The sequence below is a fragment of the Gordonibacter sp. RACS_AR49 genome, assembly GCF_030418435.1.
Taxonomy (GTDB): Bacteria; Actinomycetota; Coriobacteriia; order Coriobacteriales; family Eggerthellaceae; genus Gordonibacter; species Gordonibacter urolithinfaciens.
Genome location: NZ_JAIUDM010000001.1, coordinates 358,028 through 373,148 on the forward strand (window position 1 = coordinate 358,028; position 15,121 = coordinate 373,148).

Below are 15,121 nucleotides of genomic sequence, written 5' to 3' on the forward strand. Positions count from 1 at the left end.
GGCCGCCGGGCCCGCACCTCTCTGAAGAAGCGGCCGCGCCCCTCCCTCCCCGGCGCGGCCGCTTCCGGTATACTGGGGCGGGATGCCCGCGCCAGGAGCGTGCGGGCAGGGGAGCGTGGCAGAGGGCTGCTCATGGCGTTCGGGTTCTTCTTCGACAACACGCGCTGCACCGGTTGCAAGACCTGCGAGATGGCGTGCAAGGACTACCGCGACCTCGGAGCCGAGGCCGTGTTCCGGCGCGTCATCGACTACGAGGGCGGCACGTGGGAGCGGCCCGGTGCGGCGGGCGCGGGCACCGAGGCGGGCATGGCCGTTGCCACGGGCGTGTTCGCCTACCACCTGTCGCTCGCATGCAACCACTGCGGCGACCCCGCCTGCACACACGTGTGCCCCACCGGCGCCATGCACAAGGACGACCGCGGGCTCGTGTGGCCCGACGAGCGCAAGTGCATCGGCTGCGGGTACTGCACCATGGCCTGCCCCTATCATGCCCCCTTCATCGACCAGCACCTGAAGAAGAGCTCGAAGTGCGACGGCTGCCGCGCGCGGCTGGACGAGGGGCTCGGCCCCGTATGCGTCGAGGCCTGCCCCGTGCGGGCGCTCGAATGGGGCGACCCGGCAGAGCTCGCGGCACGGCATCCGGGCGTCGTGCGCTCCATCCTGCCGCTGCCGCCGGAGGACGCCACGTGGCCGAACCTCTTCATCCTCCCCTCGCCCGCGGCCGTTCTGGCCGCCCAAGAGGGCGGGCATATTGCGAATCACCAGGAGATATAAGTATGACCAGCGGTTTCGACGAGCTCTCGCTCGCGTTGTTCACCACGCTGGCGCCGGCCGGCACCATCGCGTTCATCGCGCTTGCCCTGGCGCGCCTGCTCGAGCGCGACCACGAGGCCGCCGCGCGCATCGATCGCCTGGCGGCGCTGCCGTTCTCGGTGGTGCTCGTGGGCTTCATCGCCTCGGCCACGCACCTGGGCACGCCGGCCAACGCGCTGCACGTGTTCTCGGGCGTGGGGCGCTCGCCGCTGTCGAACGAGGTGCTGGCGGCCGTGGCCTTCCTGTTCCTGGCCGGCTCGTACTGGATGGCGGCCTTCAAGCAGCACTTCCCCGATTCAGTGGCGAAGCCGTGGCTCGTTTTGACCTGCGCAGCCGGCGCGGCATTGGTGGCCTGCACGTCGCTTGCCTATGCGGTGGACACGGTGCCCACCTGGGACACCTGGTACACGCCGACAAACCTGTGGTTCTCGGCGTTGCTGGCGGGGCCGGTGCTCGGGCTGCTGTTCCTGCACCTGGCACGCGCCGGGCGGCGACAGTACGGCGCCGTGCTCGTGGCGGTGAGCGCCGTTGCGCTTGCAGCGGGCACGGTCGTGCTGGCGCTGCACCAGCAGAGCCTCGCCGACGTGGCGAACAACGAGCTGGCAGCCAGCGCACTCGTGCCGGGCTACGGCACGGCCATCGCTTTCCACGCCCTCGCAGGCACCGCCGGCTGCATCTGCGCCGCCTTGTCGCTGCGATCCCGCCGCAGCCTGCAGGCGGCCCTGGCCTTGAGCGGGGCAGGAACTTTGCTGCTGCTGACCGCCGTGCTCGTCACCCGCGTGGAGTTCTACCAGCTGCATTTGACGGTGGGGTTTTAGGGGACGCACAGGTTGGCATAGTAAGTCAGCGAGGCCGGCTGTGGTACCCGAGATTCGTTGGATCGCGGAGGCGAAGCGTACTTTTGTACGCGAGTCTCCGGAATCGCGCGAAGATCGGGTACCACAGCCGGCCGCAGCGTCGGCTCGTTCCGGCGGTCGGCAGACCGCCGGAACCTTCCTAGTGCCCGCCGCCCGCCATCATCTTGGCGGCGTGCGGCAGGGCGGCCACGATGCCGTCCCAGTTCTCGCGGGCCGCCTTCTCGCTGCCGGGCAGGTTGATCACCAGGTGCCGGCCGCGCTGCATGCACAGCGCACGCGAGAGCATGGCGTAGGGGGTGATGGCCAGCGAGTGGGCGCGCATGGCCTCGGCGATGCCGGGCACGTTGCGCTCGCACACGTCCATCGTGGCCTCCGGCGTCACGTCGCGCAAAGAAAGACCGCTGCCTCCGCAGGTCAGCACGATATCGGCATCAAGCTCGTCACAGGCGGCCACGATGGCCGCGGCGATGTCGGCACGCTCGTCGCGCACCACCACGTGGCTCGCGCACGTCCACCCCTTCTCGGCGATGAGCGCCTCGAGCGCGGCGCCCGCGGTGTCCTCCTTCATGCTGCGCGTGTCGGAGCAGGTGATAAGAGCGAATGTCAGAGCTTGTTCGGACATGGTCGTTCCTTTCTCGCAGGTTGGCGTCAGTGAGTCAGCGAGAGGGGCTGGGGTGCGCCGAATTCGCGAGATCGCGGAGGCGAAGCGTACCTTGGGTACGCGAGCCTCCGAGATCCCGCGAAGGCGGCGTGCACCGGCCCCTCGCAGCGTCGAGCCTTTCCGTCGGCCGTTAGGCCGATGGAACTTAGAGGCTGACCTCCTCGGAAACGTCCAGCAGCATGCAGTCGATGAGCGAACCGGCCGTGCGCGACTCCAAGCCCTCGGGCATGATGGCCATGCAGTTGCTGCGCTGGATGACGCCGAACAGGCCCGAGCTCTGGTTCTTCGCCGGCGCCACCACGTACTCGCCCGCATCGTCCTTGTACAACGTGGAGCGCAGGAAGATGCGGCGCGGATCGTTCTTCTTCACGTCGCGCGAGAGCTTCGCCTTCACCACGGGACGCGTGAAATGGCGGTAACCCTGCATCTTGCGCAGCGCGGGGCGGATGATCATCTCGAAGCCCACGTAGGCAGCCGCCGGGTTGCCGGGCAGGCCGAACACGGGCGTGCCCCGCACCACACCGAACGTCTGCGCCTTGCCGGGACGCATGTTCACCATGGTCATGAGCAGCTCGCCCAACTCTTCCACCACGGGCTTGATGAAGTCGAAGTCGCCGTTGGAGGCGCCGCCGCTCGTCACCACGAAGTCGTACTCGCAGGCCGCAGCGGACACGGCGGCCGCGAGGGCCTCCAGCGTGTCCTCCACGATGGGAAGGATCGTGGGTGCGGCGCCCGCGGCCTGGGCGCACGCGGCCAGCGCGTAGCTGTTCGAGTTGCGGATCTTGCCGGGCGTGGGGACCTCGGTGGGGTCCACCAGCTCGCTGCCGATGGAGATGATGGCCACGCGCGGGCGTCGGTGCGTGGGCACCTCCACCACGCCGCAGCCCGCCAGGAACCCGACGCCGGCCGAGCCGATGACCTCGCCGGCCTCCACCACAACCTCGCCGGCCTTGGCCTCCTCGCCCGCCTCGCGCACGTTGTTACGCTCCTTCACGGGGGCGGTGAACGCCACGCAGCTTCCCGGCTTGCCGTCACCGGTCACCACGTCCACGATCTCGTACTTCACCACGGCGTCGGCGTCGTCGGGAACCGGCGCGCCCGTCATGATGCGCACGCACTGGCCCTCCCCGATGGAGCCCTCGTACACGTCGCCGGCCGCAACCTCCGCGATGACGTCCATCTCCACCGGCGCCTCGGCGCTCGCGGCAGCCAGCTCGGCCGCGTGAACCGCGAAACCGTCCATGGCCGAATGCGCGAACGGGGCGATGTCGATGTCGCTGCGCAGGTCCTCGGCTGCCACGCGGCCCACCGCCTCCAGCACCGGCACCGTCTCCTGCGGCAACGGCTCCACGTTCGCGAGCACGAGTTCGCGGGCCTCTTCGAGCGAGATCATTTCCTTCATCGGTTCGTCCCCTTCCTGAAAAAGCGCGCCCCGCCCCGCCGTCTTCGCCGACGCGGGCCGTTGCGCACCTTCGATATACCATGCCGACTATTATAGCGCTGAAAGTATAGTTGCGGACGGCGACTTTGCCGCCCCCGTGCGCGCCGCTCTTCGATTTCGCCGTGCCCTCCGCCCGTACCGACCTTCGACTTCGCCGAGCCCTCCTCCCCTTGCCGCATTTCCCCCGCTTCCTCGCCTGCGCCCACCGAAGCCAGTCGGCACCTCGCAAGCGCCGTTATAATAGGAAGGGAATCGACCGAAAGGAATCCCTATGACCGACGCCGAAGCCAAGCCCTCCCTCTACCGCAACGTTCGCATCCACCCGAGCGCGCGCCTCTCCCCCGCCGCCGGCATCGTGGGCGACGTGGCCATCGGCCGCGACTCCTGCGTGCTGGCCGGTGCCCAGATCCGCGCCGACGACGCACCCGTCATCATCGGCGACGAGGTGAACATCCAGGAGAACGCCGTCATCCACGTGGACCGCGATCATCCCGCCATCCTCCACGACCACTGCACCATAGGGCACGGCGCCATCATACACGGCTGCGAGATAGGGCCGAACGCGCTCGTAGGTATGGGCGCCATCGTCATGAACGGGGCGAAGGTGGGCGCGAATTGCGTGGTGGCCGCCGGCGCGCTGGTATCCGAGGGCAAAGAGCTTCCCGACGGCAGCCTGGTTATGGGCATGCCCGCGCGCGTGAACCGCACGCTGTCGGATGAGGAAATCGCGCGCTTGTGCACCGCGGCGGGCGACGAGTACCTGGCCGTGGGCGCCCGCATGCTCGAGGAAGGCCTGCTGCACAACCCCGAGCCGGACGCGGACGCACACCTGGGCTTCTAGGAAACGCCGAAGCTCCGTCATAGGCCGTTTCGCAGGGCAAGCACCCTGCGCTTGCCGCCTCCTGCGGAACAATCCCGCTGCCGGCAAGGGCAGAAACCCTTGCCTTGGAGGCATCCGTCACCGTTGCGTCAATCAGCGCTTCTCTGGGCGCTCATCGAGCAGCGAGCAGCCGCTCGGCATAGGCCGGCACCGCCTGCTCGAGCGGGGCGAGCGTCTTGTCCTCGCCTTCCGGCAGTTCGTTGATCAGCGCGAGGAAGCGGTCCGACTCGAAACCCGGACCCTTCGCGAGCACCTCGTACACGTCGCCTTCGAAGCAGTTCGCGATGCCCGTGGGCGCGAAGCCGTTGCGCAGGTAGAAGTCGCGGCGCCTTTGCCGCTGGACAACGTTCGGGGCGCCCTCGATCACGGGCTCGATGTCGAGCGCGATGGTCTTGCCGGAGCAGCGCCGCTCGATGTCGGCGAGCATGCGCGCGCCGTAGCCCTTCGAGCGAACCCCCTCGCCAACGGCGAGGAAGAGCACGTACGCCAGCCTCGCGTCCTCTATCATGAAGGCGAATCCGCAGAACAGCCCTTCGTCGCGATAGGCGAGCAGCGACACTTCCTCGCGCTGGGCCTGCGTGGTAAGAAACGAGAACGGCGGGCGCTCATACGGTGGGAACGCGGCTTCCAGCAACCGCTCCACCTCTTGCGCATCCTCGGTTCCCGCCGTGACGGCACGTGCTTCCAACATTGGACGAACCCCCTGGTAGAATCCCCTTTTTCTTCTGTCACCTGCAAAGCGGGCGGCCCGCCGTTCCCCACGGCGGGCCGCCCGCACAGTGCGCAACCGGTTTAGCGCTTGATGTTGTAGAACGCGCTCATGCCGGCGTAGACGGCGGCGGAGTCCAGCTCCTCCTCGATGCGGAGCAGCTGGTTGTACTTCGCCACGCGGTCGGAGCGGCAGGGCGCGCCCGTCTTGATCTGGCCGGTGTTGCACGCCACGGACAAATCGGCGATGGTGGTGTCCTCGGTCTCGCCGGAGCGGTGGCTCATGACGCAGGCGTAGCCGGCCTGCTTCGCCATCTCGATGGCCTCCAGCGTCTCGGTGAGGCTGCCGATCTGGTTCACCTTGATGAGGATGGCGTTCGCGCAGCCCATCTCGATGCCCTTGGCCAGTCGCTTGGAGTTCGTGACGAACAGGTCGTCGCCCACCAGCTGCACGCGGTCGCCGATGCGCTCGGTGAGCGCCTTCCAGCCGTCCCAGTCCTCCTCGGCCATGCCGTCCTCGATGGAGATGATGGGGTACTTGTTCACCAGGGCCTCCCAGTAGTCCACCATCTCGGCGCTCGTGAGCTCGCGGCCCTCGCCGGCCAGCACGTACTTCTGCTTGTCGGCGTCGTAGAACTCGGTCGAGGCCGGATCCATGGCGAACATGATGTCCACGCCGGGCTTGTAGCCGGCGGCCTCGCACGCCTTCGTCACGTACTCGAGCGGCTCCTCGTTCGTCTTGAAGTTGGGGGCGAAACCGCCCTCGTCGCCCACGCCGCCGCCCAGGCCCGCGTCGTGCAGCACCTTTTTCAGCGTGTGGTAGATCTCGGCGCACCAGCGCAGGGCCTCGGCGAAGCTGTCCGCGCCCACCGGCATGATCATGAACTCCTGGAAGTCCACGTTGTTGTCGGCGTGCACGCCGCCGTTGAGGATGTTCATCATGGGCGTGGGCAGAAGGTGCGCGTTCGCGCCGCCCACGTACTTGTACAGCGGCAGCTCGGCCGACTCGGCCGCAGCCTTCGCGCAGGCCAGCGAGGCGCCCAGGATGGCGTTCGCGCCCAGGGCGCCCTTGTTGTCGGTGCCGTCCACCTCGAGCATGATATCGTCGATGGTGCGCTGGTCGTCGGCCTCCAGGCCGATGAGCGCTTCGGCGATCTCCTCGTTCACGTGGGCCACCGCGTCGAGCGTGCCCTTGCCGAGGTAGCGGCCCTTGTCGCAGTCGCGCAGCTCCACGGCCTCGAACGCGCCGGTCGAAGCGCCCGACGGCACGGCGGCGCGGCCGAACGCCCCGTCCTCCAGCACGACCTCCACCTCCACGGTCGGGTTGCCGCGCGAGTCCAGGATCTCGCGACCGAACACATCGATGATGACGCTCATGAATGCCTCCTCGTAGTCTGTCCAATCCGCTTCGCCGGACCGTTCCGCCGAAGCGTGACCTTCCCGGCAATCATAGCACGTCGGAAGCGCAATCCCCCATTCTGCGAGCGTTTCCCACAACCATGAAGGCGAACGGTAAAGCTGGCCGGCGCGATCGAGGGTGCCCGGACAAGCATTGGCGGCGAAGTGTTTTCCGCAACCCCAACTCGGCCAAGCTCACCAACGTCGCGCCGATCGCATTCGCACGGTTGCGGCACGCTTCGGTGAACCCGGACTTCGAGAACAGGAACAAGAGGCGCTTTTCCGCGGGAATCAGCTGGATACGGTGCTTTATGAAGTTACGATTTGTCAAATTACGAACTTATTACTTCTGCGCTCCGCGTCGCGTTAGAAGCGGAACTCGGACGCCCAGTCGAAATCGGCGGAGGCTTCCGCGCTTGCGGGCCAGTGGGCGCACCAGGCGGGGACGATGGGGCGCTCGATGCGGTCGATGCTGGGGGTGTAGGGCTTGAGGTCGAGCACGGGGGTGCCGTCAGCGGCGTCGAGGTAGGGCGTCTCCACAATACCGGCGTCCACGTCCACGACGGCCAGCTCGATGGCCGTGAGGGCCAGCGGGTTGGGCCGCAGCGGGCTCCGCGTGGCGAATATGCCCAGGTCGTGGTCGAGACGCGTGTAGGGGCGCCCCGCATCGGTGAGCGCGCGCAGCTCGGGGTCGTCAACCTCGTGCGCCCACCAGATGGCGACGGCGTGGCCGAAGCCCTCGAGGCCGCGCAGGCCGTCTCGGTACGCCGGGTCGATGCGCAGCTGCGCAGGCCCCTCCCCTCCCCCGCTCACGACGCCGACGGGATGAACGAAAAACGTTTGCATGGATTGCTCCTCTCGCGATAGCCGCCCCTTCGGCGGCACATGATGAGGAGCATAGGGGCTGACATCGTGGGAGGGTCAAGCGGTCTTCTGGACGGGAACCAAAAACTCAGTAAGGTAGTCCTGCGGGTCTTCCGCGTTCCACGGGCCGCGATGGGCCACCTCGCGCGTGGGGCCGGCCATGCGCAGCGCGGGATGATCCTCCAGCCACCGCGCGAACGACGCATACACGGGCGCGATGTTCTCGTAGGGGCCGTACACCTTGATGCTCGCGGCAAGCGGCAGCGCGGCGCTGCGGTAGAAGCGCAGCGGCCCGTCGTCTTCGCCGTGCGCATCGGTGGCCACGGCCACCTCCACCGTGACGGGCGATGGGGCACCGCAGGGCGCGCCGCCTGCGGCGATCGCGTCCCCTGCACCGCCTGCAGCGTCGCCGCCCGCATCGGCCGCCGCCCCCTCGTCGCAGAACTCGCAGTACTCCGTGTAAGGTTCGGATGGCGCAATCTTCCGCTCTCTCATGAATGCGCCCAGCCGCTCCCAAGCCCGCCGTTCCTCGCCGTAGCCCGCCAACTCCATGCGCAGAGCCACCACCTGGTAGGAGGGAATCGACACGAGCGTCACCTCGCAGCTTATGGCCGCCCCGCCGGCCTCCACGTCCTGCCGGAAACGGAGCAGGTCGGCAAGCCGGCGCTGCTCGCACCCGATGCCTTCCTCGAGCTCACGCGCGCGATCGTCCAGGGCGCGGGCCAGCTCCCTGTCGTCCGCATGCGCCAGCCGCCCGATTTCCCGGATGGGGAATCCCAGATCGCGCAGGACGGTGATGCGGTTCGCCTCCGCCAGCTGGGACACGGCGTAGCGGCGGTACCCCGTCTGGGCGTCCTGCTCGACGGGCTTGAGCAGACCCACCTGGTCGTAGTGGCGCAGCATGCGCACCGATATGCGCGAGAGCCGGGAGAACTCGCCTATCTGCAGCACGGGGAAACCTCCTTGGGACCGGTCGGCAGACGCAGCATAGCATGAAAGGTCGCGCGGCGGCCTCACGCCCCCAGCGGATGCTCGGAGCCGTCGGCGGCCAGGTCCTCCCGCTCGCGCGCCAGGTAGTCGATGAGCTCCTGCTGGGAGTGCACGGCGAGCTTGCGATAGATGCTGCGCACATGCGTCTTCACCGTGTCGGGCGACACGGACAGCGCCTCGCACACGGCGCGGCGCGACTTGCCCTCGGCCAGCAGCAGCATGACCTCGCTCTCGCGCTGCGTGACCGCACGCTCGGTGGCCACGAACTTCACCACCCCCGCCATGTCGCCCGCCGCCAGGCTGCTCTCGCCGGGACGCACGGTGCCCCAGCCGTACTTGAGGTTGCTGCCGCTGGACAGGAACAGGGCCGCCGCCAGCACGAGGCACGCCACGCAGCTGGCGAGCAGCGCGGCATCGGGCGACATCTCGGCGCCCAAAAAGCCCAAGGCCAGCCCTGCGCCAACCACCACGCCGCAGAACAGCGCGGCACCCGGACAGCTGGCGATCCAGGTGGCGGGCAGCCCCATGTTTTTCATGAGGCAGGCGCCCAAGCTCCACAGCACCAGGTCGAGGTAGCAGAACCCGGCAGCCAGCACCGCGCTGCCCACCGCCGTCGCATCGGGCAGCAGCGCAAGCAGAACGAAGCCGAGGGCCACGAACGGGAAAGCCACCTTGTACACCAGCCGGTTGAAGTCGAGACGCAGGAACACGAGCGTGCCGAACAGCAGAGCCACCGCCGCAAGCTGCCCCGCCGAGCACAGCGCCGTGCTCCCGAACGAGGAGGACCATGCCACGGCCTCCGCGCCGCCCGCCCCGTCAAAGACGGCGGCCACCCCGGCGCCGTCGCCGCCTAACGCGAACATCCCCGCGAACAGCACGCCGGCGGCCAGACCCTGCACGCACGACGTGGCAGCGAACTTCGCGGGAAACGGCAGCGGCACGTCGCGCCCATGCCCGTAGTAACGCGCCCGGGGGAAGCCGCCCACCACGGAGCGCAGCAGCGCGGCGCCCGCGAACGGCAGCACGAGGGGCGCTGCCAGCAGGGGAAGGTCGCCCGATCCGGATACCCGGCCCGCCACCGCCAGCATCGCGAGCACGGCTGCCGTCGCCACGGTGGCCAGCATGCCCTGGTACAACGTCTGCTGCGTTCCTATCCAGCCGAACACGCGATCGACCTCCACGCGGAACAGCACGCATCCCACGCCCATGACCAGGCTCGCCAGCAAGTACAGCGCGCCCCGCGCAGCCGTCGGCAGCCCGGTGTCGAGCGCCCACACCAGATGAAGGGCCGCCGCGAGCGTCATAAGCGACGCCAATGCCACAGTCCACGAGGGCGCGCTCGGCACCTTGCGGGTCCGCTTGAACCACTCGGCTATGACCGCGCTCGCCGCCGCCATGCACGCGAGCGGCCCCAGCCATGCCGGCAGGAGCATCTCGCCGCCTCCCGGCCCCCATGCCCCGAGCGCGACGGCCGGCCCGGTACAGCAGGCTATGAGCCAAACCATGTAGCTTGCCATGGCCAGCGCGATGCGGGCGTTTCCCGCCGCGGCGTGGCCGAGCTCCGCGCGCACGCGCTCGCGGTCGCCCGGCTCGTTGAACAGGTGGCGAACGTGGCTTCCCTTCATGGGCCCTCCCCTTTGTCCCTCGCACAAGCATACCGCGTCGCGCCTCACCCCGCAGGGTGAAAACGCACGATTCGGCTTTTTCCCTGCGATGGGCGAAGCGGAGCGCACGCCACGCGTGCTAGGGTGCGGGCAACGCACGGTGCGGAGGGCGCCGGGCAGGGAGCGGGCGCGCTGGACGCGTTCCGCCGGAGGGAAGGGGTTTCACATGGAGAACGAGAAGACGAGCATGGATCGCCGCAGCTTCCTCAAGGGCGCATTCGCCACGGGCGCCGTGGCTACCGCCGCCGTCACGGGCGTGGGGACGCTCGCCGGCTGCGCTGCGCAGCCGAAGGAGGGCAAGGCGGGCACGTCGGCCTCAGACGGCAAGGCCGCGGGCGGCACCTACGATTTCGAGACGGCGCCCGATCCCATCGCCGAGGTCGACATCAAGGAGACGGTGGACGCCGACGTCGTGGTCATCGGCGCCGGGTTCTCCGGCCTGTGCTGCGCGCTCGCAGCCGCCGAGAACGGTGCGAACGTGGTCATGCTCGAGCGCATGGACCACGTCATCGGGCGCGGCGGCTCCATCTACGCCATGAACTCGAAGCTGACGAAGGAGAAGGGCTACGAGTGCTCCGTCGAGGAAGTGGCCCAGCGCTACAAGCGCATGATGGGCTACCACTCCTACCGCGTGGACGGCCGCAAGTGGATGCTGCACTTCAACCGCTCGGGCGAGGCCATGGACTGGCTCATCGACCGCATGACCACGGCCAGCTCCGTGGGCGGCGACGACCTGACCCCCGTCATGGAGCACTGGTACGAGGATCCCGAGAACATCAACGGCGAGTTCCCCGGCACGCACGAGTTCCTCGACGGGCCCAACGGCAAGGGCCCCGACGACAACCCGCAGCAGGACGTGTGCGCGAACATGGCGCTGTACTGCGAGAAAGCCGGAGTGGACATCCACTACGAGACCGAGGCGCAGCAGCTCGCGTTGGACGGCGACAAGGTAGTGGGCGTCGTGGCGAAGGGCAAGGACGGCTACGTGCGGTTCAACGGAAAGAACGGCGTGGTCATCGCCACGGGCGACTTCGGCCAGGACAAGGACATGCTGGAGAAGTTCATTCCCTGGGCGGCGCACCAGACCGAGTTCGGCGGCATCTGGAACGGTTCGGGCCACAAGATGGCGTACTGGGCCGGCGCCGCCGTCGACAAGAGCGAGACGCCCGCGCCCATGATCTTCTGCTTCCAGTGGCGCTCCATCACGCGCCAGGTGCGCGCGTTCCAGGGCCTCATGGTGAACGAGGACGGCCGCCGCTACGACAACGAGGACAACGTCATCTCGCACGGCGGCCTGGCGCTCATGCACCAGAAGGGCAACCACGCGTTCGCCATCTGGGACGACGACTACGCGAACGAGCCGGGCTGGCAGAACCACCGCTACGTGGACGGCCCGAAGGTGTTCGACACGCCCGACGACGTGCGCGCCTACTGGCAGACCGTGGTGGACGGCCCGGGAACCATCAACATGAACGGCTCGGGCGACATCCCGGTGAAGATGATCAAGGCCGACACCGTGGAGGAGCTGGTGGAGAAGCTGGGCCTGCCGGAGGACGAGACGCTCAAGACCATCGAGGCGTACAACGGCTACTGCGACGCAGGCGTCGACGAGGAGTTCGGCAAGCGCAAAGAGCTGCTGCTGCCCATTAAGAAGGGCCCGTTCTACGGCATAGAGTGCACGCCGTGGTTCCTGTCCACCACCGGCGGCATCCGCTGCAACGAGGACCTGCAGGTCATGAACGCCGACGACGAGGTCATCGACGGGTTGTACTGCCTGGGCTCCACGGTGGGCGACATGTACACGAACTGCTACTCCACGCACTTCCCCGGCCATAACCTGGGCGGCACGTGCCTCACGTTCGGCTACGTGACCGGCCGCAAGCTGGCCGGCGCCGAGTAGGCCGGCCCGGCAACGGCCCGGACGCCATCTCCCTCCCGGCGGCCGGGCCGCAACTTTCAAAAAAAGCGGCGACCGCTGTGCGGCCGCCGCTTTTTGCCGGGCAGGCGAAGGGCGATAGCGAAGGGCGATAGGCTGGCCGGCGGCGCCCCTTCCGGGCAAGGCCCGTCCGCAAGAACCTTACAGCAGCACGGCGACGGCGATGCACAGCGCGAGGCCGGCGGCGAGCACGGCCAGGCTGCGGCCCGCAAGGCGACGGTCATGCAGGGAGGTGCGATGCGGCTGGGCCCCGTAGCAGCGGGCGTCCATGGCCACGGCCAACGCGTCGGCACGGCGGAACAGGCCCACGAAAAGGGGGATGAGCACGGTCTGCCACGCACGCAGGCGCTCCCACAGGCCGCCCTCGGAAAACGACGCGCCGCGCGCCTGCTGCGCGTCGTGCACGCGCCCGAACTCCTCGGCCGTGACGGGGATGAAGCGCAGCGCCAGCGAGAACACCATGGCGATGTCGTCCACCGGCACGCGCAGCCGCCGCAGCGGGCGCAGGAAGTCGGCGAGCGCGTCCGTGAGCGCGGTGGACGTGGTGGTGTACGTGACCACGAGGCTGGCCGTGACCAGCAGCACGATGCGCACCGCGAAGAAGCATCCGCGCGCGAGGCCTGCGGGCACGAGGCCGAACGACCCAACGAGCGCCACCGGCGGCAGACTGCCGAAGAGCCCCGGCTCCTGCCCCATCAAGGGCGGCGCCGCCCCCGGAGCGGCCTGGCCCACATCGAAGGCGAACCCGTTGAACACGACCGCGAACGCCGCGAGCACGTACACGGGCACGAGCAGCGCGAAGAACCGCCGCAGGGGAATGCGCGACGAAACCGCCGCCGCCGCGAACAGCGCGCCGCACAGCACCAGCCCCGACCACGTGTCCACGAGGAACAACGTGACCGAGTACATCGCGAGCAGCACGATCTTCACGCGCGCATCGCACGCGTGGATCGGCGAGGTTCCGGGGATGTAGGAGCTGACGTTGATGCGCATGCTGGCAGTATGCCACAAGTGCCGGCCGCCCGCCGCGCATGGGGTGACAATTCCGCGCGTTCAGCGGAAGGCGCCGTCAGCGACCGCGCCGCGCCTCCGCGGACTCGCCGCTCCCGCGCCCGTGGGACCCGCTATCCTCCCGATAGAGCGCGAGCAGCGCCAAGCCAACCAGCGAGCACGCCCCCACCAGGAGGAACGCTCCGCGGAACCCTTCGTCGAGCGTGCTCTGGAACGCGTCCTCGATAGTCCCCGCCCGCTCGTCGATGGCGGCAAGGTACTGGTCCTCGGCGGCATCGACCGCCTCGGACGGCATCCCGGCGGCCGTCGCCTCTTGCTCTATCTCGGTCTTCGCCAACGTCTTCACGTTACCGACGATCGTCGTCACGTCCGAATTCTCCATCAGCTGCTGCAGGTCGGGAGGCAGTCCCGCGCCCCCGCCCTCCCCGCTTGCCAGCTGCGCCATCGAAGGCCCGTTCGGCATGTCGGGCAGCACGCCCATGATGCGATCGGGCACGGCCATGCCCGCATGCGCGATGAACGCCACCAGCACGGCCGGGGCCACCGCCGTCCCCACCGAGCGCACGAGCGACAACGTTGCCAGCGCCGAGTTCGACTCGCTCTCCTTCGTCTTCGCCAGCATCATGTAGTTGAGCGGCGTGCCGATGGTGAAGCCCATCCCGATGCCGATGGCCACCAGGCTGACGATCAGCGTCGCCAGGTTCGCGAACCGCGTGGCCACGAGCGCCAGGAACAGCGCGCCGGCGGCCGAGGCGGCAAGCCCGAAGGCCAGCACGGCCTTCACGCCGAACCGATCGATGAGCTTGCCCGATACCGGGGCCCCCACGCCCGCGAACGCCGCGAGGACGATCACCACGTAGCCGCCGCTGCCCGAGGGCAGCTTCAGCACGTTCTCCGCGAACTGCGGGATGAAGATGATCCCCATCAGGATAACGCCCGTAATCACCGACAGCACGAGCGTGACGAGGATATCGCGGTTCCGGAAGTACGACAGGTTCAGCACCGGGTCGGCCGCCCGCCGCTCGATGAGCACGAACAGCGGCAGCAGCACGACGAAGGCCAGCAGGAACGGCCACACGTCCGTCGACGCGAGGGAAGTGCCCACGTTGAAGAAATCGAGGTTCTTCAGGCCGTACAGGAGCGACAGCACCATCGTCACGAGCACCGCGATACCCAAGCCGTCGATGGGCTTCACCTCCTCGGCGCGCGTGTTCGGCAGCACGAACACCCCTGCTGCCACGATGGCCGCGCAGATGGGCACGTTCACGTAGAAGATGAACTGCCAGTTCGTCTGGCCAAACAGCGAGAGTATCAGGCTGCCGGCCGATGCGCCGAAGATGTTGGCGATGCCGTAGACGCCGCCCACCAGGCCCAGCGCCAACCCGCGCTTCTCGGGAGGGAACGTGGTGCCGAACTCGGCGGTGGCCACCGGCACGATGCCGCCTCCGCCGATCGCCTGCACGGCTCGCGCGCCCAAGAGCATCCAGAAGCTTCCCACGTCCTGCGCGAGGCCGCACAAAAGCGATCCCGCGCCGAACAGCGCGATGCTGACCAGGTAGATGCGCTTTCGTCCCGAGCGGTCTGCCAGCTTGCCCATCACCGGGATGGCCGCCGCGTACGCCAGCGTGTAGATGGTGATGATCCACACGCTCATCTGGTCGGTGATGCCGAGGTCGCCTTGGATGACGGTACGCGCGGGCGTGACGATGCCGGTGTCGAGCGCGCCGATGAACAGGCCCAGCAGGTACACGGCGGCGATGAGGACGAATCCCTTGCCATGCCCGGCCCGGACGGTCCGGCTTGGGGAGGGAGATGCGGCGGAAGAACCCATGGAACTGCCTTTCAGACGGCGCGGCCGAGCGGATGGAAAAGAGAAGCCCGCAGCTCATGCTACGGGC

Annotated in this window: 13 protein-coding genes; 4 read left to right on the forward strand and 9 right to left on the reverse strand. The window is 68.4% G+C overall.

The annotated features are described in order from the left end of the window. Positions 1-132 precede the first annotated feature (132 nt). Positions 133-774 (forward strand): 4Fe-4S dicluster domain-containing protein, encoded by a 642-nt coding sequence (locus tag LB310_RS01495; RefSeq protein WP_278806335.1) that lies wholly within the window; start codon positions 133-135, stop codon positions 772-774. 2 nt (positions 775-776) lie between these two features. After that, the gene (locus LB310_RS01500; RefSeq protein ID WP_301154149.1) at positions 777-1,631 is read left to right on the forward strand and encodes a DmsC/YnfH family molybdoenzyme membrane anchor subunit; all 855 of its coding nucleotides are present in this window, start codon (positions 777-779) and stop codon (positions 1,629-1,631) included. A gap of 178 nt (positions 1,632-1,809) precedes the next feature. On the opposite strand, the gene LB310_RS01505 is transcribed toward LB310_RS01500, so the two are convergent. Both LB310_RS01505 and glp read right to left on the reverse strand, forming a co-directional pair. Then, positions 1,810-2,292 (reverse strand): molybdenum cofactor biosynthesis protein B, encoded by a 483-nt coding sequence (locus LB310_RS01505; protein ID WP_096227802.1) that lies wholly within the window; start codon positions 2,290-2,292, stop codon positions 1,810-1,812. 184 nt (positions 2,293-2,476) lie between these two features. Beyond that, positions 2,477-3,733, reverse strand: coding sequence for a gephyrin-like molybdotransferase Glp (gene glp / locus LB310_RS01510; RefSeq protein ID WP_301154151.1), 1,257 nt, complete (start codon positions 3,731-3,733; stop codon positions 2,477-2,479). A gap of 310 nt (positions 3,734-4,043) precedes the next feature. On the opposite strand from glp, the gene LB310_RS01515 reads away from it, so the two are divergent. Next, on the forward strand, positions 4,044-4,613 hold the full coding sequence (locus LB310_RS01515) for a gamma carbonic anhydrase family protein (protein ID WP_301154152.1): 570 nt from the start codon (positions 4,044-4,046) through the stop codon (positions 4,611-4,613). Positions 4,614-4,764: 151 nt separating this feature from the next. Here LB310_RS01515 and LB310_RS01520 read toward each other — a convergent pair whose 3' ends face one another. The 5 genes from LB310_RS01520 to LB310_RS01540 all read right to left on the reverse strand — a co-directional run bounded on the left by LB310_RS01520 (position 4,765) and on the right by LB310_RS01540 (position 10,237). After that, on the reverse strand, positions 4,765-5,343 hold the full coding sequence (locus tag LB310_RS01520) for a GNAT family N-acetyltransferase (RefSeq protein WP_301154153.1): 579 nt from the start codon (positions 5,341-5,343) through the stop codon (positions 4,765-4,767). A gap of 101 nt (positions 5,344-5,444) precedes the next feature. Continuing rightward, positions 5,445-6,737, reverse strand: coding sequence for a phosphopyruvate hydratase (gene eno / locus LB310_RS01525; RefSeq protein WP_096227798.1), 1,293 nt, complete (start codon positions 6,735-6,737; stop codon positions 5,445-5,447). 387 nt (positions 6,738-7,124) lie between these two features. Beyond that, positions 7,125-7,604 (reverse strand): TrmO family methyltransferase, encoded by a 480-nt coding sequence (locus LB310_RS01530; protein ID WP_301154155.1) that lies wholly within the window; start codon positions 7,602-7,604, stop codon positions 7,125-7,127. Between the two features lie 75 nt (positions 7,605-7,679). Beyond that, the gene (locus LB310_RS01535; protein ID WP_301154157.1) at positions 7,680-8,573 is read right to left on the reverse strand and encodes a MerR family transcriptional regulator; all 894 of its coding nucleotides are present in this window, start codon (positions 8,571-8,573) and stop codon (positions 7,680-7,682) included. 62 nt (positions 8,574-8,635) lie between these two features. Beyond that, entirely contained in the window at positions 8,636-10,237 is a 1,602-nt protein-coding gene (locus tag LB310_RS01540) for a response regulator transcription factor (RefSeq protein WP_301154159.1), read from the reverse strand. A gap of 205 nt (positions 10,238-10,442) precedes the next feature. On the opposite strand from LB310_RS01540, the gene LB310_RS01545 reads away from it, so the two are divergent. Next, the gene (locus tag LB310_RS01545; RefSeq protein ID WP_278806325.1) at positions 10,443-12,176 is read left to right on the forward strand and encodes an FAD-dependent oxidoreductase; all 1,734 of its coding nucleotides are present in this window, start codon (positions 10,443-10,445) and stop codon (positions 12,174-12,176) included. A 177-nt stretch (positions 12,177-12,353) separates the two neighbouring features. On the opposite strand, the gene LB310_RS01550 is transcribed toward LB310_RS01545, so the two are convergent. Then, positions 12,354-13,205 (reverse strand): energy-coupling factor transporter transmembrane protein EcfT, encoded by an 852-nt coding sequence (locus LB310_RS01550; protein ID WP_301154160.1) that lies wholly within the window; start codon positions 13,203-13,205, stop codon positions 12,354-12,356. Between the two features lie 76 nt (positions 13,206-13,281). Next, complete coding sequence (locus LB310_RS01555; RefSeq protein WP_301154162.1) at positions 13,282-15,054, reverse strand: MFS transporter; 1,773 nt, start codon at positions 15,052-15,054, stop codon at positions 13,282-13,284. Positions 15,055-15,121 lie beyond the last annotated feature (67 nt).

Excerpts from the sequence above, each read along its gene's own strand:
- LB310_RS01505 (WP_096227802.1), bottom strand. The coding sequence starts at position 2,292 with ATGTCCGAACAAGCTCTGACATTCGCTCTTATCACCTGCTCCGACACG.
- LB310_RS01530 (WP_301154155.1), bottom strand. The coding sequence starts at position 7,604 with ATGCAAACGTTTTTCGTTCATCCCGTCGGCGTCGTGAGCGGGGGAGGG.
- LB310_RS01550 (WP_301154160.1), bottom strand. The coding sequence starts at position 13,205 with ATGCGCATCAACGTCAGCTCCTACATCCCCGGAACCTCGCCGATCCAC.
- LB310_RS01540 (WP_301154159.1), bottom strand. The coding sequence starts at position 10,237 with ATGAAGGGAAGCCACGTTCGCCACCTGTTCAACGAGCCGGGCGACCGC.
- LB310_RS01515 (WP_301154152.1), top strand. The coding sequence starts at position 4,044 with ATGACCGACGCCGAAGCCAAGCCCTCCCTCTACCGCAACGTTCGCATC.
- eno (WP_096227798.1), bottom strand. The coding sequence starts at position 6,737 with ATGAGCGTCATCATCGATGTGTTCGGTCGCGAGATCCTGGACTCGCGC.
- LB310_RS01520 (WP_301154153.1), bottom strand. The coding sequence starts at position 5,343 with ATGTTGGAAGCACGTGCCGTCACGGCGGGAACCGAGGATGCGCAAGAG.
- LB310_RS01500 (WP_301154149.1), top strand. The coding sequence starts at position 777 with ATGACCAGCGGTTTCGACGAGCTCTCGCTCGCGTTGTTCACCACGCTG.
- glp (WP_301154151.1), bottom strand. The coding sequence starts at position 3,733 with ATGAAGGAAATGATCTCGCTCGAAGAGGCCCGCGAACTCGTGCTCGCG.
- LB310_RS01555 (WP_301154162.1), bottom strand. The coding sequence starts at position 15,054 with ATGGGTTCTTCCGCCGCATCTCCCTCCCCAAGCCGGACCGTCCGGGCC.
- LB310_RS01495 (WP_278806335.1), top strand. The coding sequence starts at position 133 with ATGGCGTTCGGGTTCTTCTTCGACAACACGCGCTGCACCGGTTGCAAG.
- LB310_RS01545 (WP_278806325.1), top strand. The coding sequence starts at position 10,443 with ATGGAGAACGAGAAGACGAGCATGGATCGCCGCAGCTTCCTCAAGGGC.